The organism is Pseudomonas solani (assembly GCF_026072635.1).
GTDB lineage: Bacteria > Pseudomonadota > Gammaproteobacteria > Pseudomonadales > Pseudomonadaceae > Metapseudomonas > Metapseudomonas solani.
This window is the reverse complement of sequence record NZ_AP023081.1, coordinates 741,209-764,958: the sequence shown is the minus strand read 5'-3', so window position 1 is coordinate 764,958 and position 23,750 is coordinate 741,209. Positions and strand designations below refer to the sequence as shown.

At 64.1% G+C, this 23,750-nt stretch carries 23 protein-coding genes and 1 pseudogene; 19 read left to right on the top strand and 5 right to left on the bottom strand.

Going from position 1 to position 23,750, the window contains the following annotated elements:
* The first annotated feature begins 72 nt into the window (after positions 1-72).
* From accA to ispD, 7 genes are all read left to right on the top strand, one after another.
* The gene (accA, locus tag PSm6_RS03645; RefSeq protein WP_021219427.1) at positions 73-1,023 is read left to right on the top strand and encodes an acetyl-CoA carboxylase carboxyl transferase subunit alpha; all 951 of its coding nucleotides are present in this window, start codon (positions 73-75) and stop codon (positions 1,021-1,023) included.
* A gap of 46 nt (positions 1,024-1,069) precedes the next feature.
* On the top strand, positions 1,070-2,383 hold the full coding sequence (tilS, locus tag PSm6_RS03640) for a tRNA lysidine(34) synthetase TilS (RefSeq protein ID WP_031287663.1): 1,314 nt from the start codon (positions 1,070-1,072) through the stop codon (positions 2,381-2,383).
* A gap of 165 nt (positions 2,384-2,548) precedes the next feature.
* A complete protein-coding gene (pyrG, locus tag PSm6_RS03635; protein WP_031287661.1) occupies positions 2,549-4,180 on the top strand; it encodes a CTP synthase in 1,632 nt (543 codons plus the stop codon).
* A gap of 3 nt (positions 4,181-4,183) precedes the next feature.
* Positions 4,184-5,029 (top strand): 3-deoxy-8-phosphooctulonate synthase, encoded by an 846-nt coding sequence (gene kdsA, locus PSm6_RS03630; RefSeq protein ID WP_021219424.1) that lies wholly within the window; start codon positions 4,184-4,186, stop codon positions 5,027-5,029.
* 146 nt (positions 5,030-5,175) lie between these two features.
* Positions 5,176-6,465: a phosphopyruvate hydratase gene (eno, locus tag PSm6_RS03625; RefSeq protein WP_021219423.1), complete on the top strand. Its 1,290-nt coding sequence runs from the start codon at positions 5,176-5,178 to the stop codon at positions 6,463-6,465.
* Positions 6,466-6,525: 60 nt separating this feature from the next.
* Positions 6,526-6,807, top strand: coding sequence for a cell division protein FtsB (gene ftsB / locus PSm6_RS03620; RefSeq protein WP_021219422.1), 282 nt, complete (start codon positions 6,526-6,528; stop codon positions 6,805-6,807).
* Positions 6,804-7,514, top strand: coding sequence for a 2-C-methyl-D-erythritol 4-phosphate cytidylyltransferase (ispD, locus tag PSm6_RS03615; RefSeq protein ID WP_021219421.1), 711 nt, complete (start codon positions 6,804-6,806; stop codon positions 7,512-7,514). The genes ftsB and ispD overlap by 4 nt, the downstream gene beginning before the upstream one ends.
* On the opposite strand, the gene PSm6_RS03610 is transcribed toward ispD, so the two are convergent.
* Complete coding sequence (locus tag PSm6_RS03610) at positions 7,490-8,401, bottom strand: LysR substrate-binding domain-containing protein (protein WP_021219420.1); 912 nt, start codon at positions 8,399-8,401, stop codon at positions 7,490-7,492. The genes ispD and PSm6_RS03610 overlap by 25 nt on opposite strands.
* Before the next feature lie 104 nt (positions 8,402-8,505).
* Here PSm6_RS03610 and PSm6_RS03605 point away from each other — a divergent pair, with 104 nt between their 5' ends.
* From PSm6_RS03605 to rpoS, 8 genes and pseudogenes are all read left to right on the top strand, one after another.
* Positions 8,506-9,618 carry an S-(hydroxymethyl)glutathione dehydrogenase/class III alcohol dehydrogenase gene (locus PSm6_RS03605; protein WP_021219419.1) on the top strand — a complete coding sequence of 371 codons (1,113 nt, stop codon included), beginning with the start codon at positions 8,506-8,508 and terminating at the stop codon, positions 9,616-9,618.
* A 102-nt stretch (positions 9,619-9,720) separates the two neighbouring features.
* On the top strand, positions 9,721-10,566 hold the full coding sequence (fghA, locus tag PSm6_RS03600; protein WP_265169555.1) for an S-formylglutathione hydrolase: 846 nt from the start codon (positions 9,721-9,723) through the stop codon (positions 10,564-10,566).
* Between the two features lie 109 nt (positions 10,567-10,675).
* Positions 10,676-11,149, top strand: coding sequence for a 2-C-methyl-D-erythritol 2,4-cyclodiphosphate synthase (ispF, locus tag PSm6_RS03595; protein WP_043243639.1), 474 nt, complete (start codon positions 10,676-10,678; stop codon positions 11,147-11,149).
* Positions 11,146-12,204: a tRNA pseudouridine(13) synthase TruD gene (truD, locus tag PSm6_RS03590; RefSeq protein WP_021219416.1), complete on the top strand. Its 1,059-nt coding sequence runs from the start codon at positions 11,146-11,148 to the stop codon at positions 12,202-12,204. Before ispF ends, truD begins: the two co-directional genes overlap by 4 nt.
* Positions 12,192-12,941, top strand: a complete 750-nt coding sequence (gene surE, locus PSm6_RS03585) for a 5'/3'-nucleotidase SurE (protein ID WP_021219415.1) — start codon at positions 12,192-12,194, stop codon at positions 12,939-12,941. The genes truD and surE overlap by 13 nt, the downstream gene beginning before the upstream one ends.
* Positions 12,942-12,982: 41 nt before the next feature.
* Positions 12,983-13,618, top strand: coding sequence for a protein-L-isoaspartate(D-aspartate) O-methyltransferase (locus PSm6_RS03580; RefSeq protein ID WP_169708397.1), 636 nt, complete (start codon positions 12,983-12,985; stop codon positions 13,616-13,618).
* 203 nt (positions 13,619-13,821) lie between these two features.
* On the top strand, positions 13,822-14,682 hold the full coding sequence (locus tag PSm6_RS03575) for a peptidoglycan DD-metalloendopeptidase family protein (protein WP_265169552.1): 861 nt from the start codon (positions 13,822-13,824) through the stop codon (positions 14,680-14,682).
* Between the two features lie 103 nt (positions 14,683-14,785).
* Positions 14,786-15,783, top strand: a pseudogene (gene rpoS / locus PSm6_RS03570) (RNA polymerase sigma factor RpoS).
* Between the two features lie 478 nt (positions 15,784-16,261).
* Here rpoS and fdxA read toward each other — a convergent pair.
* Entirely contained in the window at positions 16,262-16,585 is a 324-nt protein-coding gene (gene fdxA, locus PSm6_RS03565; RefSeq protein WP_021219412.1) for a ferredoxin FdxA, read from the bottom strand.
* 138 nt (positions 16,586-16,723) lie between these two features.
* Positions 16,724-19,303, bottom strand: a complete 2,580-nt coding sequence (gene mutS, locus PSm6_RS03560) for a DNA mismatch repair protein MutS (protein WP_043243638.1) — start codon at positions 19,301-19,303, stop codon at positions 16,724-16,726.
* 129 nt (positions 19,304-19,432) lie between these two features.
* On the opposite strand from mutS, the gene PSm6_RS03555 reads away from it, so the two are divergent.
* The 3 genes from PSm6_RS03555 (at position 19,433) to recX (ending at position 21,554) form a co-directional block, all read left to right on the top strand.
* Positions 19,433-19,945 (top strand): CinA family protein, encoded by a 513-nt coding sequence (locus PSm6_RS03555; RefSeq protein ID WP_265169550.1) that lies wholly within the window; start codon positions 19,433-19,435, stop codon positions 19,943-19,945.
* Positions 19,946-20,031: 86 nt separating this feature from the next.
* Positions 20,032-21,081 carry a recombinase RecA gene (gene recA, locus PSm6_RS03550; protein WP_021222513.1) on the top strand — a complete coding sequence of 350 codons (1,050 nt, stop codon included), beginning with the start codon at positions 20,032-20,034 and terminating at the stop codon, positions 21,079-21,081.
* Positions 21,082-21,086: 5 nt separating this feature from the next.
* Positions 21,087-21,554 (top strand): recombination regulator RecX, encoded by a 468-nt coding sequence (gene recX / locus PSm6_RS03545; protein WP_021222514.1) that lies wholly within the window; start codon positions 21,087-21,089, stop codon positions 21,552-21,554.
* Between the two features lie 77 nt (positions 21,555-21,631).
* Here the strand turns inward: recX and PSm6_RS03540 are convergent, their stop codons facing one another.
* Positions 21,632-22,705, bottom strand: coding sequence for an LOG family protein (locus tag PSm6_RS03540; RefSeq protein WP_265169548.1), 1,074 nt, complete (start codon positions 22,703-22,705; stop codon positions 21,632-21,634).
* Positions 22,706-23,067: 362 nt separating this feature from the next.
* Between PSm6_RS03540 and PSm6_RS03535 the strand changes: the two genes are divergently transcribed.
* Positions 23,068-23,262: a hypothetical protein gene (locus PSm6_RS03535; protein WP_021222516.1), complete on the top strand. Its 195-nt coding sequence runs from the start codon at positions 23,068-23,070 to the stop codon at positions 23,260-23,262.
* An 11-nt stretch (positions 23,263-23,273) separates the two neighbouring features.
* On the opposite strand, the gene PSm6_RS03530 is transcribed toward PSm6_RS03535, so the two are convergent.
* A complete protein-coding gene (locus tag PSm6_RS03530; protein WP_021222517.1) occupies positions 23,274-23,690 on the bottom strand; it encodes a quorum-sensing-regulated virulence factor family protein in 417 nt (138 codons plus the stop codon).
* Positions 23,691-23,750 lie beyond the last annotated feature (60 nt).

Here is a 23,750-nt window from a genome sequence, read left to right as displayed (position 1 = left end):
CACGCGCCCTTCCTTTAAGGTAGGGCGTCAAATGGAACCAGCCGCCTGGCCCCACGCGCACGACGGAAGCCTATGAACCCGAATTTTCTGGATTTCGAACAGCCGATCGCTGACCTGCAAGCCAAGATCGAGGAGCTGCGCCTGGTCGGCAACGACAACGCGCTGAACATCACCGATGAAATCTCCCGCTTGCAGGAGAAGAGCAGCGCGCTCACCGAAAGCATCTTCGGCAACCTGACCAGCTGGCAGATCGCCCAGTTGGCACGCCACCCGCGCCGCCCCTACACCCTCGATTACATCGAGCACATCTTCACCGAGTTCGACGAGCTGCATGGCGATCGCCACTTCTCCGACGACGCGGCCCTGGTCGGTGGCGTTGCCCGCCTGGACGACCAGCCGGTGATGATCATCGGCCACCAGAAAGGCCGTGAAGTGCGCGAAAAGGTACGCCGCAACTTCGGCATGCCGCGCCCCGAGGGTTATCGCAAGGCCTGCCGCCTGATGGAAATGGCCGAACGCTTCAAGATGCCGATCCTCACCTTCATCGACACCCCCGGCGCGTACCCGGGCATCGATGCCGAAGAGCGTGGCCAGAGCGAAGCCATCGCCTGGAACCTGCGCGTGATGGCGCGCCTGAAGACCCCGATCATCGCCACCGTCATCGGTGAGGGTGGTTCCGGTGGTGCGCTGGCCATTGGCGTCTGCGACCGCCTGAACATGCTGCAGTACTCCACCTATTCGGTGATCTCGCCGGAAGGCTGCGCGTCCATCCTGTGGAAAACCGCCGAGAAGGCACCAGATGCCGCCGAGGCGATGGGCATCACCGCCGAGCGCCTCAAGGGCCTGGGCATCGTCGACAAGGTGATCGGCGAACCCCTGGGTGGCGCCCATCGCGAACCGGCCGTAGCTGCCGCGTCGATTCGTGCAGAACTCACTTCGCAACTGCAAGCCCTGAAGAAGCTCGACACCGACGACCTGCTGGCTCGTCGTTACGAGCGCCTGATGAGCTATGGCGTGGCCTGACGGCCATGGGGACGAGCGCGTGACCGCAAGCGGCCACTCGCTCGTCCTGAAGCTCGAATCCCTCCTGTTGGTTGCCGTCGCCCCCTGGCGTGACGCACCGGCCTGGCGGGTGGCCTTCTCCGGAGGGCTGGATTCCACCGTCCTGCTGCACCTCCTGGTGCGCCTCGCCGAACGCGAGCGCCTGCCACCTCTCTCCGCCATCCATGTTCACCACGGCCTGCAGCCCGCTGCAGAGGCCTGGCCTGCCCATTGCCAGCGCATATGCGACGGGCTGGGTGTGCCGCTGGATGTGGCGCGGGTGCGGGTGGCGCCGGGCAACAGCCTGGAGCGTGCTGCGCGCGATGCCCGTTATGCCGCCTTCATCGCTCGGCTCGGGGCAGGGGAGGTGCTGATGAGTGCCCAGCACCGTGACGACCAGGCGGAAACCCTGCTGTTCCGCCTGCTGCGTGGCGCAGGGGTGCGTGGCCTGGCGGGTATGCCGGGCAGTCGCGTGCTGGGGGATGGTGTTCTGCTTCGGCCGCTGCTGCAGGTGCCTCGCGCTGAACTCGAAGCCTGTGCGCGTGAGCTGGGGCTGGAGTGGGTCGAGGACCCGTCCAACGATGACACCGAATTCTCCCGCAACTACTTGCGTCAACGGATCATGCCGGCACTTGCCGAGCGCTGGCCGCAGGTGTCGTCGAGTATCGCCCGCAGTGCCGAGCATCTGGCCGAAGGCGAAGCGCTGCTCGGCGAACTGGCGCAGTTGGATTTGCAGGCGGCACGTACCGACAGCGCTTTCCCCTGGCTGCTGCTGCCGTCCCTGGAGCTGGCGCCGTTGATCGGCTTGTCTCCGGCCCGGCAGCGCAATGCCCTGCGCCACTGGCTCAACGCGTTCACCGCGATGCCGGACAGCGGGCACTGGGCGGGCTGGGATGACTTGCGTGATGCCGGCTCCAGTGCCAGCCCGGTCTGGAAACTCGAGGGCGGAGAACTGCGGCGCGCCGACGGACGGCTGTGGTGGTTGCCCGGCAGTTGGCAGCAGGGGCTGTTGGCGGGCGGGCAGTGGCCTGAGCCCGGCAAGGTGCTGGAGTTGCCCGGCAACGGCCAGTTGCAGCTTGTCGGCGAGCCCCCGCAAGGCGCGCTCGAGGTGCGCTACCGCCAAGGCGGCGAAGTGCTCGATGTCGCGGGGCGCGGGCGTCGCGACCTCAAGCGCCTGCTCAACGAGAGCGGCCTGCCGGCGTTCGTCCGTGGGCGCCTGCCACTGCTCTACCGCGGCGGTGAACTGCTTGCCGTGGCCAATCTCCCGGGCCTCGCCGGACCTGCGGATGCGCGCTGGCGACTGCGCTGGACACCGCCGACGAATGACCAAGGTTTGAGCTGAAAGGGTCTTTCCGGTAGACTACGCTCCCGTCTTACAGAGCTCTTGCTGATTCCTTCGGAGTCGGCGGGAGTTTGCCGTTTTGGCACTGTTCCAGATTGCAGGCTTCGGCCTTACTTCGCTCTCCCCGGCGGCCTTCCGCCTAAACGCAGACTTCTAGGGTTTTTCATGACGCGCTACATCTTCGTCACGGGTGGTGTTGTTTCTTCATTGGGGAAAGGCATCGCCTCGGCATCCTTGGCCGCCATTCTGGAAGCGCGGGGGCTGAAGGTCACCATGCTCAAGCTGGATCCGTACATCAACGTCGATCCCGGCACCATGAGCCCCTTCCAGCACGGTGAAGTGTTCGTCACCGAGGACGGCGCAGAGACCGACCTCGACCTGGGCCACTACGAGCGCTTCGTGCGCACCACCATGACCCAGAACAACAACTTCACCACCGGCCGCGTCTACGAGGACGTGCTGCGCAAGGAGCGCCGTGGTGACTACCTGGGCGCCACCATCCAGGTCATCCCGCACATCACCGACGAGATCAAGCGTCGCATCATCAAGGGCGCCGGCGATGCCGACGTCGCGATGGTCGAGATCGGCGGCACCGTGGGTGACATCGAGTCCCAGCCCTTCCTCGAGGCCATCCGCCAACTGCGCGTGGAAGTGGGCGCCAAGCGCGCCATGCTGATGCACCTGACCCTGGTCCCCTACATCGCCACTGCCGGCGAGACCAAGACCAAGCCGACCCAGCACTCGGTGAAGGAACTGCGCTCCATCGGTCTGCAGCCCGACGTACTGATCTGCCGCTCCGACCATGAAGTCGACCTGTCTTCGCGTCGCAAGATCGCCCTGTTCACCAACGTGGAAGAGCGCGCGGTCATCGCCCTGCAGGACGTCGACACCATCTACAAGATTCCTTCCGTGCTCCATGCTCAGGGCCTGGACGACTTCGTCGTCGAGCGCTTCGGCCTGCAGTGTGGCGGTGCCGACCTCTCCGAATGGGATCGCGTCGTCGATGCCAAGCTGAACCCGGAGAAGGACGTCACCATCGCCATGGTCGGCAAGTACATGGAGCTGCTGGACGCGTACAAGTCGCTGATCGAAGCGATGAGCCACGCCGGCATCCAGAACCGCACCAAGGTCAACCTGCGCTACATCGATTCCGAAGATATCGAGAACCAGGGCACCAGCCTGCTGGAAGGCGTCGACGCCATCCTGGTTCCCGGCGGTTTCGGCCTGCGTGGCGTGGAAGGCAAGATCACCACCGTTAAATACGCACGCGAGAACAAGATCCCCTACCTGGGCATCTGCCTCGGCATGCAGGTGGCGGTCATCGAGTTCGCCCGCAACGTGCTGGGCTGGACCGACGCCAACTCCACCGAATTCGACAAGGCCAGCGGCCACCCGGTCGTGGGCCTGATCACCGAGTGGGAAGATGCCACCGGTGCCACCGAGATCCGTACCGAGGCGTCCGACCTGGGCGGCACCATGCGCCTTGGCGCCCAGGCCTGCCAGCTGGAAAGCGGCTCCCTGGTGCATGCCTGCTACGGCAAGGACGAGATCGTCGAGCGCCACCGCCACCGTTACGAAGTGAACAACAACCTGCTGCCGCAACTGCGCGAAGCGGGGCTGAAGATCACCGGTCGCTCCGGCGACGGCGCCCTGGTCGAAGTGGTCGAGGCTCCGGATCATCCCTGGTTCGTCGCCTGCCAGTTCCACCCGGAGTTCACTTCCACGCCGCGTTACGGTCACCCGCTGTTCAGCGGCTTCGTCAACGCCGCCCTGGCGCAGAAAGCGAAGAAGGCCTGACCCATGGCGCAGAAGATCATCCGCGTCGGTGACATCGAGATCGCCAACGACAAGCCCTTCGTGCTGTTCGGCGGCATGAACGTGCTGGAGTCCCGCGACCTGGCACTGAAGGTCTGCGAGGAATACGTCAGGGTCACTGACAAGCTCGGTATCCCCTACGTCTTCAAGGCCAGCTTCGACAAGGCCAACCGCTCGTCGGTGAGCTCCTTCCGCGGCCCCGGCCTGGAAGAGGGCCTGAAGATCTTCGAGGAAGTGAAGAAGACCTTCGGCGTGCCGATCATCACCGACGTGCACGAGCCGCATCAGGCCGCGCCCGTCGCCGAAGTCTGCGACATCATCCAGCTGCCGGCCTTCCTCTCCCGCCAGACCGACCTGGTCGTGGCGATGGCGAAGACCGGTGCGGTGATCAACATCAAGAAAGCCCAGTTCCTCGCGCCCCAGGAGATGAAACACATCCTGGCCAAATGCGAAGAGGCGGGTAACGACCAGCTGATCCTCTGCGAGCGCGGTTCCTCCTTCGGGTACAACAACCTGGTGGTGGACATGCTCGGCTTCGGCATCATGAAGCAGTTCCAGTACCCGGTGTTCTTCGACGTCACCCATGCCCTGCAGATGCCGGGTGGTCGCGCCGACTCCGCCGGTGGCCGCCGCGCCCAGGTCACCGACCTGGCCAAGGCCGGCATGAGCCAGGGCCTGGCCGGCCTGTTCCTGGAGGCGCACCCGGATCCGGACAACGCCAAGTGCGACGGCCCCTGCGCCCTGCGCCTGGACAAGCTGGAACCGTTCCTCGCCCAGCTCAAGCAGCTGGATGATCTGGTCAAGAGTTTTCCGCCGATCGAGACTGCCTGAACGGGCAAATCTCCGGTAAAGTGCCGGGCGCGCGTTATCTGACCGATCGGTCAGATCAAGGGCGGATCTGCCCAAGTGAACGTCCGCCCGCGCCGCCCCTCTAATTCCGCTGCAGCGTCATCGTCAACTTTGGAGTGCTAACAACAATGGCAAAGATCGTCGACATCAAGGGCCGTGAAGTCCTGGATTCCCGCGGTAACCCCACCGTCGAGGCGGATGTGATCCTGGACAACGGTATCGTCGGCAGCGCCTGCGCGCCGTCCGGTGCCTCCACCGGTTCCCGTGAAGCCCTCGAGCTGCGCGATGGCGACAAGAGCCGCTACATGGGCAAGGGCGTGCTGAAAGCCGTTGCCAACATCAACGGCCCGATCCGCAGCCTGCTGCTGGGTAAAGACCCGGTCGACCAGAAAGCACTCGACCAGGCGATGATCGCCCTCGACGGCACCGAGAACAAAGCCTCCCTGGGCGCCAACGCCATCCTCGCCGTGTCCCTGGCCGCCGCCAAGGCCGCCGCCCAGGACCAGGACCTGCCGCTGTACGCGCACATCGCCAACCTCAACGGCACCCCGGGCCAGTACTCCATGCCGGTGCCGATGATGAACATCATCAACGGTGGCGAGCACGCCGATAACAACGTCGACATCCAGGAGTTCATGGTCCAGCCAGTTGGCGCCAAGACCTTCTCCGATGGCCTGCGCATGGGCACCGAGATCTTCCACCACCTCAAAGCCGTGCTGAAGGCCCGTGGCCTGAACACCGCCGTGGGTGACGAAGGTGGCTTCGCCCCGAACCTGACCTCCAACGAAGACGCCCTGGCCGCCATCGCCGAAGCCGTCGCCAATGCCGGCTACAAGCTGGGCACCGACGTGACCCTGGCCCTGGACTGCGCTGCCAGCGAATTCTTCGAAGACGGCAAGTACAACCTGTCCGGTGAAGGCAAGTCGTTCGACGCCGAAGGCTTCGCCGACTACCTGAAAGGCCTGACCGAGCGCTTCCCGATCATCTCCATCGAAGACGGCCTGGACGAGTCCGACTGGGCTGGCTGGAAGATCCTCACCGACAAGATCGGCGAGAAGATCCAGCTGGTGGGCGACGACCTGTTCGTCACCAACACCAAGATCCTCAAGGAAGGCATCGAGAAGGGCATCGGCAACTCGATCCTGATCAAGTTCAACCAGATCGGCTCGCTGACCGAAACCCTGGAAGCCATCCAGATGGCCAAGGCCGCTGGCTTCACCGCGGTGATCTCCCACCGCTCCGGTGAAACCGAGGACAGCACCATCGCCGACCTGGCCGTAGGCACCGCCGCCGGCCAGATCAAGACCGGCTCCCTGTGCCGTTCCGACCGCGTGTCCAAGTACAACCAGCTGCTGCGCATCGAAGAGCAACTGGGCGGAAAGGCGCCTTACCGTGGTCGTGCCGAGTTCCGCGGCTAAGCCGGGGATGATAAAAAGGGCAGCGAAAGCTGCCCTTTTCGTATGGAAACCTCTTTTTCGATGGCCAAATCCCCTTACTGGTTGTTCGTCGTACTGATCCTGGCCTTGTCCGGGTTGCAGTATCGCCTGTGGGTGGGCGACGGCAGCCTGGCGCAGGTGACGGACCTCGAGCGGCAGATCGCCGACCAGAAGGGCGAGAACGAACGCCTGCTGGAACGTAACCGCATCCTCGAGGCCGAAGTTTCCGAGCTCAAGAAGGGCATGGAGACCGTGGAAGAGCGCGCGCGTCACGAACTGGGCATGGTCAAAGAGGGCGAGACCCTCTACCAGCTGGCCGAATGAATACCCCCGAACTCCCCGCCTTCTGGGCCGTGATCCCGGCCGCCGGCGTCGGCGCCCGGATGCGTGCCGACCGCCCCAAGCAGTACCTGGAACTGGCCGGGCGGACCATCCTCGAACACAGCCTCGCCTGCTTCCTCGACCATCCGAACCTCAAGCGCGTGGTGGTCGGCCTGTCCGTCGATGACCCGTACTGGCCCGAACTGGATTGCGCCAGCGATTCGCGCATCGAGCGGGTGGATGGCGGCAAGGAACGTGCCGATACCGTGCTCAAGGCGCTGCTGCGCCTGGACGAATTGGGCGCACGCCCGAATGACTGGGTGCTGGTGCACGACGCTGCCCGGCCCAACCTGTCGCGCGGTGATCTCGACCTGCTGCTGGCCGAATTGGCCGATGACGCTATCGGCGGCCTGCTGGCGGTGCCGGCGCGCGACACCCTGAAGCGTGCCGGGCCTGATGGTCGTGTGGCCGAGACCGTCGACCGCAGCGTCATCTGGCAGGCCTATACGCCGCAGATGTTCCGCTTTGGCAGCCTGCATCGCTCCCTGGCCGATGCCCTGGTCTCAGGCGTCGCCGTGACCGACGAGGCCTCGGCCATCGAATGGTCGGGGCAGTCGCCGCGCCTGATCGAAGGGCGTGCGGACAACCTCAAGGTCACCCGCCCGGAAGACCTCGACTGGCTGCGTCAGCGCTGGGCCGGCCGGCACTGATCGCGATAGGCCGGGTGGCTCGCCAGGCCTTCCTTCAGCAGATCCACCAATTGGCGCACCTTGGGCGACAGGTGACGCTGCTGTGGATAAATCGCCCAGACTGCCGTGTTCGGCGGCTGATGCTGCTCCAGCAGTGAAACCAGCCGGCCGTTCTGCAGGTGCTCCAGCACGTAATAGTCCGGCAGCTGGCACAGGCCGAAGCCTCGCAGCGCCGCATCCAGCACCGCCTCGCCACTGTTGCAGCGCCAGTTGCCTTGCACCCGTACCGTCTGTTCCCGCCCTTCGGCGAGGAAGCTCCACTGGTCTGAGCTGCCGATCAGGCAGTTGTGCCGGCCGAGCTCCGACAGGCTGTGGGGGCGACCGTAGCGTTCCAGGTAGGAGGGCGCGGCACACAGGTACATGACCCGGGGCGCCAGGCGCGTGGCCACCAGCCGCGAATCCTGCAGGCGACCGAGGCGGATGGCCAGGTCCAGGCCCTCGTGGACCAGGTCCAGCGGGCGATTGCTCAGCTCGATCTCCACCCGCAACTGCGGGTGCCGGGCCATGAACTCATTCACCAGGGGCACGATGAAGCGCTCGCCGTAGGCGACGGCGCAGGTCATGCGCAGCAGCCCCTTGGGCTCGCCGGTGAGGTCGTTGACCGCGCGCAAGGCTTCGTCGCGTGCATCCACCAGGCGCTGGCAGTGCTGCAGGAAGGTCTGTCCGGCTTCGGTCAGCGCGACCTTGCGTGTGCTGCGATAGAACAGGCGGGTCTGCAGGCGCTCTTCCAGCCGCGCCACCTGGCGGCTGACATGGGACGAGGACAGTCCCAGGCGCTCGGCGGCAGCGGTGAAGCGGCCGGTCTCGGCCACGGCGACGAATTCATCCAGTCCTTCCCAGCGGCTCATCGATTATCCCTTTGCAGCAATAATGTTTTGCTTTGTGGCGGATTATTTACCATTGAGCGCTCATCTACACTCCCTGCCATCGTTAAATCCACTGGAGAGTCACCATGATCAAGTCGCGCGCCGCCGTTGCCTTCGAGGCCGGCAAACCCCTGCAGATCGTTGAAGTGGACGTCGCTCCGCCGAAAGCCGGCGAAGTGCTGGTGCGCATCGTTGCCACCGGCGTCTGCCACACCGACGCCTACACCCTCTCCGGTGCGGATTCCGAAGGCGCGTTCCCCTGCATCCTCGGCCACGAAGGTGGCGGCATCGTCGAGGCGGTGGGTGAGGGCGTGACCTCCCTGGCTGTGGGCGACCACGTGATCCCGCTCTATACGGCCGAATGCCGCGAGTGCAAGTTCTGCAAATCGGGCAAGACCAACCTGTGCCAGAAGGTGCGCGCCACCCAGGGCAAGGGCCTGATGCCCGACGGCACCAGCCGTTTCTCCTACAACGGCCAGCCGATCTACCACTACATGGGCACCTCGACCTTCTCCGAGTACACCGTGGTGCCGGAAATTTCCCTGGCGAAGATTCCCAAGGAAGCGCCGCTGGAGAAGGTCTGCCTGCTGGGTTGCGGCGTGACCACCGGCATCGGCGCGGTGCTCAACACCGCCAAGGTGGAGGAGGGCGCCACCGTGGCCATCTTCGGCCTGGGTGGCATCGGCCTGGCGGCGATCATCGGCGCCAAGATGGCCAAGGCCTCGCGCATCATTGCCATCGACATCAACCCGGCCAAGTTCGATGTGGCCCGTGAGCTGGGCGCGACCGACTTCATCAACCCGAAGGACCACGACAAGCCGATCCAGGACGTGGTGGTCGAGCTGACCGACGGCGGCGTCGACTATTCGTTCGAGTGCGTCGGCAACGTGCAACTGATGCGCGCCGCCCTCGAGTGCGCCCACAAGGGCTGGGGCGAGTCGGTGATCATCGGTGTCGCCGGTGCCGGCCAGGAGATCAGCACCCGTCCGTTCCAACTGGTGACCGGTCGCGTCTGGCGCGGTTCGGCCTTCGGCGGCGTGAAAGGCCGCACCGAGCTGCCGAGCTATGTGGAAAAGGCCGAGAAGGGCGAGATCCCGCTGGATACCTTCATCACCCACACCATGGGGCTGGACCGCATCAACGAAGCCTTCGACCTGATGCATGAAGGCAAGAGCATCCGCACCGTCATTCATTACTGAGCCAGCTAGAAGCCTGAAGCTTGAAGCTGGAGGTAACGAAGCCTTTTGCTTCGAGCTTCGAGCTTCCAGCTTCTGGCTCACCGCTCGGACGGAGTCCGTTCAATGACCCTTGAAATCGTTTCCAGCAACAAGAGCTTTGGCGGTTGGCACAAGCGTTATCGCCACCGCTCCACCACGCTCAACTGCGACATGGTCTTCGCCGTCTACCTGCCGCCCCAGGCCGAGCAGGGCACGAAGCTGCCGGTGCTGTACTGGCTGTCGGGGCTGACCTGCAGCGACGAGAACTTCATGCAGAAGGCCGGTGCCCATCGCCTGGCCGCCGAGCTGGGGCTGATCATCGTCGCCCCGGACACCAGCCCGCGCGGTACCGATGTGCCGGGTGACCCGGACGGTGCCTGGGACTTCGGTCTCGGTGCCGGTTTCTACCTCAACGCCACCCAGGAACCCTGGGCGCGCAACTACCGGATGCATGACTACGTGGTGCAGGAGCTGCCGGCGCTGATCGAGGCCAACTTCCCGGTCTCGGATAAACGTGGCATCAGTGGGCATTCCATGGGCGGCCATGGCGCGCTGGTCTGCGCGCTGCGCAACCCGGGGCGCTATCAGTCGCTGTCGGCCTTCGCGCCCATCGTCAACCCGATGGCGTGCCCCTGGGGCGAGAAGGCGTTTTCCCGCTACCTCGGCGATGACCGCTCGCGCTGGCGCGAATGGGATGCCTGTGCCCTGATCGCCGAGGCGGGCGAGCGCCTGCCTATCCTGGTGGACCAGGGCGACCGCGATGATTTCCTGGTCAACCAGCTCAAGCCCGAGGCGCTGCAGGCCGCCGCCAAGGCTGCCGATCATCCGCTGACGCTGCGCCTGCAGCCGGGCTACGACCATAGCTACTACTTCATCGCCAGCTTCATCGACGATCACCTGCGGCACCACGCCGCTGCGTTGAAAGGCTGATGAGTCCGCTTGGAGTGATCTGAGGGCTGGAAGCCGGTCTGGCTTCCCGCTTCCCGCTTCCGCTTTCAGTTAGAATCGCGCCCTGACTTTTCAGGGCGTTTTTCTGACTATGCGAATTGGCCACGGTTACGACGTGCATCGCTTTGGCGAAGGGGATTTCATCACCCTGGGCGGCGTGCGCATCCCTCACACGTTCGGGCTCATCGCCCATTCCGACGGCGACGTGCTGCTGCACGCACTCTCCGACGCGCTGCTGGGCGCGGCGGCGCTGGGTGATATCGGCAAGCACTTCCCGGACACCGACCCACAGTTCAAGGGCGCCGACAGCCGCGCGCTGCTGCGCCATGTGCTGGTGCAGGTGCGCAACAAGGGCTGGAAGGTCGGTAACGTCGACGCCACTATCGTCGCCCAGGCGCCGAAGATGGCCCCGCATATCGAGACCATGCGTGCGCTGATCGCCGAAGACCTCGGCGTCGAACTGGACCAGGTCAACGTCAAGGCCACCACCACCGAGAAGCTCGGTTTCACCGGTCGCGAGGAGGGGATTGCGGTTCACGCAGTCGCCCTGTTGCTGAAGGCATGAACGAACTCGAACTGCTGGGCCCGCGTGCCTATGGGGAGCCCCTGGGGCAGGCCGTGCTCAAGGCCATCGCCGAAGACTTCCAGGTCGACGAAGTGCTGGACATCCCCCTCGCCGGCGAAGGCGAACACCTGTGGCTGTGGGTGGAGAAGCGCGAGCTGAACACCGAGGAGGCCGCACGGCGCATCGCCCGTGCCGCCGGAGTGCCGGTGCGTACCATCAGCTACGCCGGCCTGAAGGATCGCCAGGCACTGACCCGCCAGTGGTTCAGCCTGCACCTGCCGGGCAAGGCCGACCCGGATCTTTCCGCTGCCGAGAACTCGAGCCTGCGCATCCTCAAAAGCGCCCGCCACAAGCGCAAGCTGCAACGCGGCGCGCACTCGGCCAACGGTTTTACCCTGCGCCTCACGCGCCTGGCCGCTGACCATGAGGCCCTGGATGCACGGCTGACCGCGATGGCTGCCGGCGGTGTGCCCAACTACTTCGGCCTGCAGCGCTTCGGCCATGGCGGTGGCAATGTCGTCGACGCCCGTGCCTTTGCCGAGCGGCGTGAGCTGCCGGAGCAGCGCAACCTGCGTTCACGTCTGCTGTCGGCCGGGCGTAGCTACCTGTTCAACCGCGTGCTCGCCGAGCGTGTCGCCAGCGGCAGCTGGAACCGTGCCGAAGTCGGCGACCTGCTGGCCTTTACCGACAAGCGCAGCTTCTTCATGGCCGGCGAGGAGGAGTGCCGGGACCCGCGCCTGGTGATCCTCGACCTGCATCCGACCGGTGCCCTGTGGGGCGAAGGCCCGTCCCCGGCGGGCGGCGACAGTGCCGCGCGCGAGCAGGCGCTGGCCGATGCCGAGCCCGCCTTGCGCGACTGGTTGGCGGATGCGGGCATGGCGCACGAACGGCGCATCCTCCGCCTCCCCATCGGCGGCCTTACGTGGCATTATCCCGAGCCTGACGTTCTGCAACTGGAATTCGTCCTGCCGGCTGGATGCTTCGCTACCGCAGTGGTTCGCGAGCTTGTCGATCTGGTGCCGGCAGGGCAGACGGACAACCCATGCGTATTCTGATTTCCAACGACGACGGGGTGAATGCACCCGGCCTCGCCGCCCTGCATGCTGCGCTAGAAAGTTATGCCGATTGCGTGGTCATCGCCCCTGACCAGGACAAGAGCGGTGCCAGCAGCTCGCTCACCCTGGATCGGCCGCTGTGCCCGCAGCGCCTCGACAACGGCTACATCAGCATCAACGGTACGCCCACCGATTGCGTGCACCTCGGGCTCAACGGCCTGCTGGAGCAGACGCCGGACATGGTGGTTTCCGGTATCAACCTTGGTGCCAACCTGGGTGACGACGTGCTTTATTCCGGCACGGTCGCGGCTGCTCTCGAGGGCCGCTTCCTCGGGCTGCCGGCGTTCGCCTTCTCGCTGCTTTCGCGGCAGCCGGAGAACCTCGCCACTGCCGCGCATTTCGCTCGCAAGCTGGTCGAGGGGCATGCCCAGCTCGATCTGCCGCCGCGTACCGTGCTCAACGTGAACGTCCCCAACCTGCCGCTGGATCGCATCCGCGGCATCCAGGTGACCCGCCTCGGCCATCGCGCCCGTGCGGCGGCGCCGGTCAAGGTGGTCAACCCGCGGGGCAAGGAAGGTTATTGGATCGCGGTCGCCGGCGACGCCGAGGATGGCGGCCCGGGTACCGACTTCCATGCGGTGATGCAGGGCTACGTCTCCATCACGCCGTTGCAGCTGGACCGTACGTTCACCCAGGGCCTCGACAGCCTCGAAGGCTCACTGGGGAGGCTGTTCTGATGGCTCGCGAGCAGGACGATCTGCTGCGCCGGGGGATCGGCATGACTTCCCAGCGCACTCGCGAGCGTCTGATCCAGCGCCTCTATGAGGAAGGGCTGTCCAACGCCCATGTGTTGGAAACCATCCGTCGCACGCCACGTCATCTGTTCGTCGACGAGGCGCTGGCGCATCGCGCCTATGAAGATACGGCGCTGCCCATCGGGCACAACCAGACCATCTCCCAGCCGTACATGGTGGCCCGCATGAGCGAGCTGCTGCTGGCGGCAGGGCCGTTGGACAAGGTGCTGGAGATCGGTACCGGCTCCGGCTACCAGACCGCCATCCTGGCGCAGCTGGTGGAGCGGGTGTTCTCCGTCGAGCGCATCCAGAGCCTGCAGGATCGCGCCAAGGAGCGCCTGGTCGAGCTCAACCTGCGCAATGTGGTGTTCCGCTGGGGTGATGGCTGGGAGGGCTGGTCCGCACTGGCGCCCTACAACGGCATCATCGTCACCGCCGGCGCCGCCGAGGTGCCTCAGGCATTGCTGGATCAACTGGCTCCTGGTGGGCGCTTGGTCATTCCGGTGGGCGCGGGCGACGTTCAGCAACTGATGTTGATCATCCGCGAGGAGCAGGGCTTCTCGCGCCATGTGCTGGATGCCGTGCGCTTCGTGCCGCTGCTCAATGGGCCGCTCGCCTGAACACGGCGGGTGAGTCGACGCACTATCCTCCGACCTTCGGGGAACCCGCGCGCCGATCGCCTTTCTGATTGGCAGACAGATGATGCGTCGTTGCGGCCCGGCCATGTAGCGGCCAGCCTGGAACGAGCGAAGGGTAACTGGCCCTGAACGATAAATTCGACACAATAAGTACGACCTTTGGGCGTTGGGGAAAGGGGACAGGAATGAGCCTGGCCATTAGGCAGAGGATCAGCATGGGAAGCACACGAGGACTGTTGTCCGTCGTTGCCGTCGGCTTGTTGCTGGCAGGGTGCGCCAGCTCGCCGCCTGGCGGTGTGCAGGTGGTCGACCGCGATGGCCGTGCCGCTGCCCAGCAGCGCCAGCCGGTGACCACGGGTCAGTACCGTGTCCAGCGGGGCGACACACTCTATTCCATTGCCTTCCGTTTCGGCTGGGACTGGAAGGCCCTGGCTGCCCGCAACAACATTCCCGCGCCCTATGTGATCCGTCCGGGGCAGACGATCCGCTTCGACGGGCAGTCCAATTCCGCTCCGGTACGTTCCGTTGCGACAGCGCCTGTCGTCACTACGCCACCGCCAAAGCAGCCCACTACGCAGCCGAGCCAGCCGGCTCAGAATCAGCCCACCAAGCCCGTGCCGCCACCTGTCGCGACCACGCCGGCAACGACTCCGACCTTGCCTGTAACCCGCTCAGCGACTGGCTGGGCGTGGCCTGCGAACGGCGCGATGATCGGCCGTTTTTCCTCAAACGGTAGTTTGAATAAAGGGATTGATATAGCAGGTGAATTAGGCCAGCCTGTTTTGGCTGCATCGGATGGTTCCGTTGTTTACGCCGGGAGTGGATTACGGGGCTACGGCGAATTGGTGATCATCAAGCACAGCGATACCTACGTAAGCGCCTATGGTCACAACCGCAGGCTGCTGGTACGGGAAGGACAGCAGGTCAAGGTCGGACAGACCATTGCAGAGATGGGCTCAACGGGTACTGACCGGGTGAAGCTTCACTTTGAAATTCGCCGCCAAGGTAAGCCTGTAGATCCACTGCAATATCTGCCTCGTCGTTGATCCGACGTCGGCCCGTCACCCACGTGGGATGGACGGGCTCAGGCGTAGCCAGGGAAATGGCGTCGTCAGAGCTTGTTGTCGAACTCAGCAAGGGACAACAACAATGGCACTCAATAAAGAAGCGCCGGAGTTTGACGTCGACGACGAGCTGCTCCTCCTGGAGCCAGGCGTCGTCATGGACGAGGGATTGAGCGAGGAGCACGAGTCTCCCCCCAGCACCAAATCCAAGTCGAGCTCACTCAAGCAGCACAAGTACATCGACTACACGCGCGCCCTAGACGCGACCCAGCTTTACCTCAACGAAATCGGCTTTTCCCCCTCCTGACTCCGGAAGAAGAAGTGCACTTCGCGCGCCTGGCGCAGCGTGGTGATCCCGCCGGACGCAAACGCATGATCGAGAGCAACCTGCGCCTGGTGGTGAAAATCGCCCGACGCTATGTCAACCGGGGGCTCTCCCTGCTGGATCTGATCGAAGAGGGCAACCTCGGCTTGATCAGGGCGGTCGAGAAGTTCGACCCGGAGCGGGGGTTCCGCTTCTCCACCTATGCGACCTGGTGGATACGCCAGACCATCGAACGCGCGATCATGAATCAGACCCGGACCATCCGGCTGCCGATCCATGTGGTCAAGGAACTCAACGTCTATCTGCGCGCAGCGCGGGAGTTGACCCACAAGCTCGATCACGAGCCCTCCGCCGAAGAAATCGCCAACCTGCTCGAGAAGCCGGTTGAAGAGGTGAAGCGGATGCTCGGCCTGAACGAGCGGGTTACCTCGGTGGACGTTTCCCTGGGCCCTGATTCGGACAAGACGCTGCTCGATACCCTGACCGACGACCGTCCTACCGACCCCTGCGAGTTGCTGCAGGATGACGATTTGTCGCAGAGCATCGATCAATGGCTTTCCGAATTGACGGACAAACAGCGTGAGGTCGTCGTGCGCCGCTTTGGCTTGCGCGGCCATGAAAGCTGCACGCTCGAGGAAGTCGGCCAGGAAATCGGACTGACCCGGGAGCGGGTGAGGCAGATCCAGGTGGAAGCCTTGAAGCGCCTGCGGGAGATTCTTGAGAAGAACGGCCTTTCGAGTGATGCCTTGTTCCAATAACCGATAGTGATCCGAAGAAACCCGGCCTTGGCCGGGTTTCTTTTTGGGGAGCCGATCAGGAACAAGTGGTTATGCCGCCGTTTCGTTGTTTGCGCATAACGTGCTTGTAAGTATTCGCTTACAAGTGGTGTAAGTGTTATGGGTCAAAAGCCAGTCGATAATGTGGCGAGATCACTGAGGTTTATTTTTAAATTATTGAAAATAAAGGCTTTTTATTTTTAAGCCTAACGCCGCACGCCGCTGTTTCACCAACAGGTGCCCTTGTTCGATTACCTGGAGTCGCTATCATCAGCCCCATGCAACACGGAACGTTGCGGGCCGATACGGACTTCGGCCAGGAGCGTCACGGGATGTGACTCATCAGGATGATGAAAGGGATTTAAAGGGATAGGGACAAAAGAGTGGGCGGGCAACCGCCCCTTTTTTTGCCCGCAAAAAACAAAGGCCCGCGATTGCGGGCCTTTTTGCTGTCTGTCGATCAGCGCTCCAGTTGCGGGAGCTTGCCTTTGACGCCATCCCACTCTTCGGCGTCTGCCAGGGCGTCTTTCTTCTCGGTGATGTTCGGCCAGACTTCAGCGAGATCACGGTTGAGCTCGATGAACTCCTGCATATCCTCCGGAACTTCGTCCTCGGAGAAGATGGCCTGGGCCGGGCATTCGGGTTCGCACAGTGCGCAGTCGATGCACTCGTCCGGGTGAATGACCAGGAAGTTCGGGCCTTCGTAGAAGCAGTCCACCGGACAGACTTCCACACAGTCAGTGTATTTGCATTTGATGCAGTTGTCGGTGACGACGAAGGTCATTCTAATTCTCTCCTCAGCGGCGGCTCGGAAACCCTGGCTAATTGGGCTCCCCGGCTCTGGAATGGCGTCTCCGGCTCAGGCTTGTGGTCGGAGCTCGTCCAGAGCGCGCGGGATTCTAACAGCTTGTGCGCTATGGCGTTAGATTCGAGCCTTCAATGTATATAACAACTCCAACGCGCGGCGTGGGGTCAGGTCGTCTGGTTGCAGCTTCGCCAGCTCGTCCAGTACCGGGTGCGGGAGGCTCGCGAACATGTCGCTCTGCATCGGCGGTACGGGTTGCCCAGGTGCTGCTTTCGGCGCTTCGTGGGGCAGGCTGGTGGTCTCCAGGCGCGCCAGATGCTGGCGGGCACGCTGGATCACGTCGGCTGGAACGCCCGCAAGCTGAGCCACCGCCAGGCCATAGCTCTGGCTGGCAGGGCCAGGCAGCACGTGGTGCAGGAAGACGATGCGCTCGTTGTGCTCGGTAGCATTGAGGTGGACGTTGGCTACCACCGGCTCGCTTTCCGGCAGCACGGTCAGCTCGAAATAGTGGGTGGCGAACAGCGTGTAGGCGCGCAGGCGCGCCAGGTGCTCGGCGGCGGCCCAGGCCAGGGACAGACCGTCGAAGGTGCTGGTGCCACGGCCCACTTCGTCCATCAGCACCAGGCTGCTGTCGGTGGCGTTGTGCAGGATGTTGGCGGTCTCGCTCATCTCCACCATGAAGGTGGAGCGGCCGCCGGCGAGATCGTCGCTGGAGCCGATGCGGGTGAAGATGCGGTCCACCGGCGACAGTTCGCAACTGGCTGCCGGCACGAAGCTGCCGATATGGGCCAGCAGGACGATGAGGGCGGTCTGGCGCATGTAGGTCGATTTACCGCCCATGTTCGGGCCGGTGATGATCAGCATGCGCGTGGTGTCGTCCAGCGACAGGTCGTTGGCCACGAAGGGGGTATCCAGTACCTGTTCCACCACCGGATGGCGGCCTTGCACGATGCGCATGCAGGGCTCTTCGACGAAGCGGGGGCGATTCAGGTCGAGGTTCAGCGCGCGCTCGGCCAGGTTGCTCAGCACGTCCAGCTCGGCCAGAGCGGCAGCGGTGTCCTGCAGCGGCGCCAGCTGTTCGATCAGCTGCTCCAGCAGTTCCTCGTAGAGCATCTTTTCACGGGCCAGGGCGCGACTCTTGGCCGATAGCGCCTTGTCCTCGAATGCCTTGAGCTCGGGGGTGATGAAGCGTTCGGCACCCTTGAGGGTCTGGCGGCGGATGTAGTCGGCGGGAGCCTGCTCGGCCTGCACGCGGGGCAGTTCGATGAAGTAGCCGTGGATGCGGTTGTAGCCGACCTTGAGGTTGGGCAGGCCGGTGCGCGCCTTCTCGCGGGCCTCCAGATCCATCAGGTATTGGCCGGCGTTCTCGCTCAGGGCTTGCAGCTCGTCCAGTTCCGCGTCGTAGCCGGTCTTGATCACGCCACCGTCACGGATCACCGCGGGCGGTGTTTCGATGATGGCGCGGGCCAGCAGCTCCGCCAGTTCCGGGTAGGTGCGGATGTTGGTGGCCAGGACGCCAAGGTGCGGTGCTTCCAGGCCGGTCATGGCCTGCTGCAGCTCCGGCAGGGCGGCCAGGGCGTCGCGAAGGCGGGCCAGGTCGCGAGGGCGGGCGTTACGCAGGCCGATACGGGCGAGGACGCGCTCGACGTCGCCGATTTCCTTCAGTTGGGGTTGCAGGCCTTCGAAGCGGAAGCGCTCCAGCAGGCAACTGATGGAGTCCTGGCGTGCTTCCAGTACGGCGCGGTCGCGCAGCGGGCGGTTCAGCCAGCGGCTCAGCAGGCGGCTGCCCATGGCGGTCTGGCAGCGGTCGACCACCGATTGCAGGGTGTTGTCGCGCCCGCCGGCGAGGTTGATGTCCAGCTCCAGGTTGCGGCGGCTGGCACCGTCGAGGATCACCGTGTCATCCAGGCGATCATGGCGCAGGCTGCGCAGGTGGGGCAGGGCGGTGCGCTGGGTTTCCTTGGCGTAGCCCAGCAGGCAGCCGGCGGCGCCGATGGCCAGGGTCAGGTTCTCACAGCCGAAGCCCTTGAGGTCCTGCACGCCGAACTGCTGGCACAGGCTTTTGCGTGCGGAATCCCGGTCGAAGTCCCAGGGCGCGCGACGGCGCACGCCACGGCGTTTCTCCGCTGGTAGGCCTTGGGGCCAATCGTCCGGGATCAACAGTTCGGCAGGGTTCATGCGCTCGAGTTCGGCCAGCAGGTTTTCCCAGCCCTTGATCTCCTGCACGCTGAAGCGGCCGCTGGTGATGTCGAGCACGGCGAGGCCGAACAGGCGTTCGTCGCCCAGTACCGCACCGATCAGGTTGTCGCGGCGCTCATCCAGCAGTGCCTCATCGCTGATGGTGCCGGGAGTGATGATGCGCACCACCTGGCGTTCGACCGGGCCCTTGCTGGTGGCCGGGTCGCCGATCTGCTCGCAGATGACCACCGACTCGCCCAGCTTCACCAGTTTGGCGAGGTAGCCTTCCACCGAATGGAAGGGAATGCCCGCCATGGGGATCGACTTGCCGGCGGACTGGCCACGGGCGGTGAGGGTGATGTCGAGAAGCTTGGCCGCCTTCTTGGCGTCTTCGTAGAAGATCTCGTAGAAGTCACCCATGCGATAGAACATCAGCTGGTCCGGGTGCTGGTTCTTCAGCCGCCAATACTGCTGCATCATCGGGGTGTGGTCGGAGAGGTCCTGGGTATCTTTGGCCATCTGTCAGCGCATCTGTCTTGAATGTGGGGCGGCAAGGCGCGTTCGGGAGGAGGAATCCATGCCCGGCCTTGCGCGCAAAAGGCGCTAGTGTACGGTATCCCGCTGGCCCGCTTTAACCCCGGAGTGCACATGTCCGATATCGATTCACGGCTGACCGAGCTCGCTGCCCGCCTGGGCGATTCGTTGCGTGAGCTCGCTGCCCAGGTGACCACAGCCGAATCCTGCACCGGGGGAGGTATCGCCGAGGCGATCACTCGCATTCCCGGCAGCTCGGCCTGGTTCGAGGCCGGTTACGTCACCTATTCCAATCGTCAGAAGACCCGGCAACTGGATGTACCCGAAGAGCTGTTCGGTCGCGTAGGCGCAGTCAGCCGCGAAGTGGTCGAAGCGATGGCGCAGGGGGCCCGGCTCGCCAGTGGTGCGCGTTTCGCCGTGGCGGTCAGTGGGGTGGCAGGGCCTGATGGCGGCTCGGCGGAGAAGCCGGTGGGCACGGTCTGGCTGGCCTGGGCCGATGGCGATTCCTTGTCTTCGTGCCGTTGCCGGTTCGATGGCGATCGACAGGCCGTTCGCCAGCAGACGGTCGCCAGGGCCCTGGATGGGCTTATCCGACTAGCTGCAGGAGAAAAAGCGTCCGAGGGGTAGGCGTGGGTCTTGCCCTATGGAATAATACTGGCTACTTATACAGTTGTTGGTGGCCTGTCAGGCCCTCTTGATTAGCGAGGACTTCAATGGACGAGAACAAGAAGCGTGCTTTGTCGGCTGCCCTGGGCCAGATCGAGAAGCAGTTCGGCAAGGGCGCGGTCATGCGCATGGGCGATCATGATCGCCAGGCCATTCCGGCTATTTCCACCGGCTCCCTCGGCCTGGATATCGCTCTCGGCATCGGCGGCCTGCCCAAGGGCCGTATCGTGGAAATCTACGGTCCGGAGTCTTCGGGCAAGACGACCCTCACCCTGTCCGTGATCGCCGAAGCCCAGAAGATGGGCGCCACCTGCGCCTTCGTCGACGCTGAACACGCACTCGATCCGGACTACGCCGGCAAGCTCGGCGTGAACGTCGACGACCTGCTGGTTTCCCAGCCGGACACCGGCGAACAGGCCCTGGAAATCACCGACATGCTGGTGCGTTCCAATGCCGTTGACGTGATCATCGTCGACTCCGTCGCGGCTCTCGTGCCCAAGGCCGAGATCGAAGGCGAGATGGGCGACTCCCACGTTGGTCTGCAAGCCCGCCTCATGTCCCAGGCGCTGCGCAAGATCACCGGCAACATCAAGAACGCCAACTGCCTGGTCATCTTCATCAACCAGATCCGTATGAAGATCGGCGTGATGTTCGGTAGCCCGGAAACCACCACCGGTGGTAACGCCCTGAAGTTCTACGCCTCCGTCCGCCTCGACATCCGTCGCATCGGCGCGGTGAAGGAAGGCGAGGAAGTGGTGGGTAGCGAAACCCGCGTCAAGGTCGTGAAGAACAAGGTCGCTCCGCCTTTCCGTCAGGCCGAGTTCCAGATCCTCTACGGCAAGGGCATCTACCGCAACGGCGAGATCATCGATCTGGGCGTACAGCAGGGCATCCTGGAGAAATCCGGCGCCTGGTACAGCTACCAGGGCAACAAGATCGGCCAGGGCAAGGCCAATTCCGCCAAGTACCTGGAAGACAATCCTGAAGTGGGCAAGGCCGTCGAGAAGCTGATTCGCGAGCAACTGCTCAATCGCGATGCAGTCAAGCCTGATGCCGCTTCCGCCAAGGAAGTCGCTGAAACCGAAGCCGACTTCTAATCCCCATGCCCATCGTGCTCGACAGCCCCGCCGCGGTGCGGCGGGCTGCCATGGACCTCCTGGCACGACGCGAGCACGGGCGAGTCGAGTTGACGCGCAAGCTGCGTCAACGCGGCGCCCCTCCTGAGTTGATCGACAGCGCCCTTGACCGCCTTGCGGACGAGGGCCTGCTCGACGAGTCCCGTTACCTGGAAAGCTTCGTGGCCAGCCGTGCCCGTGCAGGCTATGGGCCGCAGCGTATCCGCGAAGATCTCGCCCAGCGTGGCCTGCCCAGGGATGCTATCGAATCCGCCCTGCGTGAGGCGGGCATCGATTGGGGCAGCCATCTGCGTGATGTCTGGCAGCGCAAGTTTGGGGGAGAACGCCCAGGCGATGCACGAGAGCGCGCCAAGCAAGGGCGTTACCTCGCCTACCGTGGCTATCCCATGGACATGATCGGCCGCCTGTTGCGCGGCGCTTCACTGGACGACTGAGTTCTCGCCGGCCCTGAGCCATGCGCTGATTGCGCATGGCTGCTGGCCGTTTGGGAGGAGGTAGTCGGATGTCCAGGTCAGCTGGCCCAGTGTTGGCGTTCGTTGATGAAATCGATCAGTTCACGTAGGCGCCCGTGGTCGCGGCCATTGAAGGTGAAGGCCAGGCGGACAAGGGCGCAGAACTCGGGCTCATCCTTTTCCGACTCGCAATACGGGCGCTGTTCGAAGGTGCCTTGCAGGCAGAGGTCGCCGAAGGTTTCGCGGACGGTCGTCAGGGCTGCCTCGTTCAAGCCATGGTTCATGCGAACCAGGAAGCTGCCCTTGAGCCAGCGGCTCGAATGGTAGTTGCCGTAGAAGCGGGCGATCTCGTCGGCGGCCTCTTCGGCACTGCTGACCAGGCGCATCAGCCTCAAGTCGGTGGGCAGGATGTAGCGGTTTTGCGCCAGCTGGCGGTCGAGGAAATCCAGCGCGTCCTTCCAGTAGCTACCGTTGGGCTCATCGAGCAAGACGATCGGCACCAGCGGACTCTTGCCGGTCTGCACCAGGGTGAGCACTTCGAGGGCTTCGTCGAGGGTGCCGAAGCCGCCCGGGCAGAGCACCAGTGCGTCTGCTTCCTTGACGAAGAACAGCTTGCGCACGAAGAAGAAATGGAAGGACAGCAGGTTGTCCGTGCCGTCTACCGTGGCGTTGGCGTGTTGTTCGAAGGGCAGGGTGATGTTCAGCCCCAGGCTGTTCTCCAGGCCCGCACCCTCGTGGGCCGCCGCCATGATGCCGCCACCAGCGCCGGTGATCACCATCAGGTCGAGCTTGGCCAACTCCGCGCCCAGATCCCGGGCCAGGGCGTAGATCGGATGTTCGGCCGGCGTCCGCGCCGAACCGAATACGGTGACCTTGCGGCGACGCTTGAACTGTTCGAGAACGCTGAAGGCATGCTCCATTTCGCGCAGCGTCTGCAGCATGATCTTGGCGTCCCAGCGGTTGCGGTCGGCCTGGGCCATGCGCACCACGGTGATCACCATTTCCCGGTACAGCGCGAGGTTGCGGCTGTCCCCCGGGACCGTAAGGCTGATCAGTTCATCGACCTTCTGGTTGAGGTCGATCCCACTGGTCTGGAAGTGTCTCGACAGGTAGTCGTCCGGTTCGTACGGCATAGTGTTCTCCTTGCTCATCAACTGCATCGCAGTGCGTCGAACATCGAGGCCGTCGCATCGCGCAGAGCGTCATCGATTGTCCGGGCCGCATCCACGCGGGCCGCTGAGCGCTCATTTACAGCTTGCTTCAGCCCCGGGATCTTTTCCAGTTGGCGCCCGCCGATACGCGGAGGATAGGAGGGGGATTGTTTCGTCGTGGCTATCGGTCGCGTTTGTCGGAATCTGTCGGCGCCTCCCTTCAGGGCAGTGGCACCGCTCCAGGCCTCACCTAACCTGCCACTGTAGACACACGAAGTTAAAGGGAGGCCCGGGCAAGCCCGGCTTGCGTGGACCGTGCAGGAATAGGCGGAGGAGGGGCAGGCATGCCCAAGCTGAGTCTGGAGATCGACCTCGAGCTTTATCGCATGTTGCAGCAGGCCGCGCTCACCAACGGTCTGAGTCTGGAAGAGGAGTGCCAGCGCAGGCTGGACGGCGGCCTGCGCCGGTCACGTTATATGGAGGCGCTGCTGGCGGAGCTTCGCGCCGACGACGAGCAGCGGCGTGCCGCCAAGGATTGAGCGGCTGAGTTTCAGTTCGCAGGCTGGCTCTTGAGGCCGCAATCGCTGGCAATGAAGCGCTCGCTGCCCACCGGGCGATTGGTCTTGTATTCGCTGAACTCGTAGCGCAGCGCGGCACCGCGGGCCAGCAATTGGCGGTAGCCATTGTTGCGACACACGCTGTTGGCCAGTTGCGCTCGCATGGAGTCCGGGTTGGCGCGCATTTGCGCTGCATGCGCCTCGCGCACGCTCAGGTGGTTCACCAGTTCCGCTCCCGACACGGTGTAACCCTGGTCGAGGATGTCTTCGTTGATCGCCCGCGGCGTGCCGACACTGCTTTCTTCCGCCACCTTCTCCAGCATTTTGGTCAGCTCGAAGTCCTTCAGCGAGGCGGCCTGGGCGGTGAAGGGCAAAGCGAGTGCGAGTGCGAGTACGAGGTGGCGCGGCATGAAAATCTCCAACGGTTGGCAGCCTTTGACCCGAGGTTGGCGCAGGTGTTCAGCGTCACC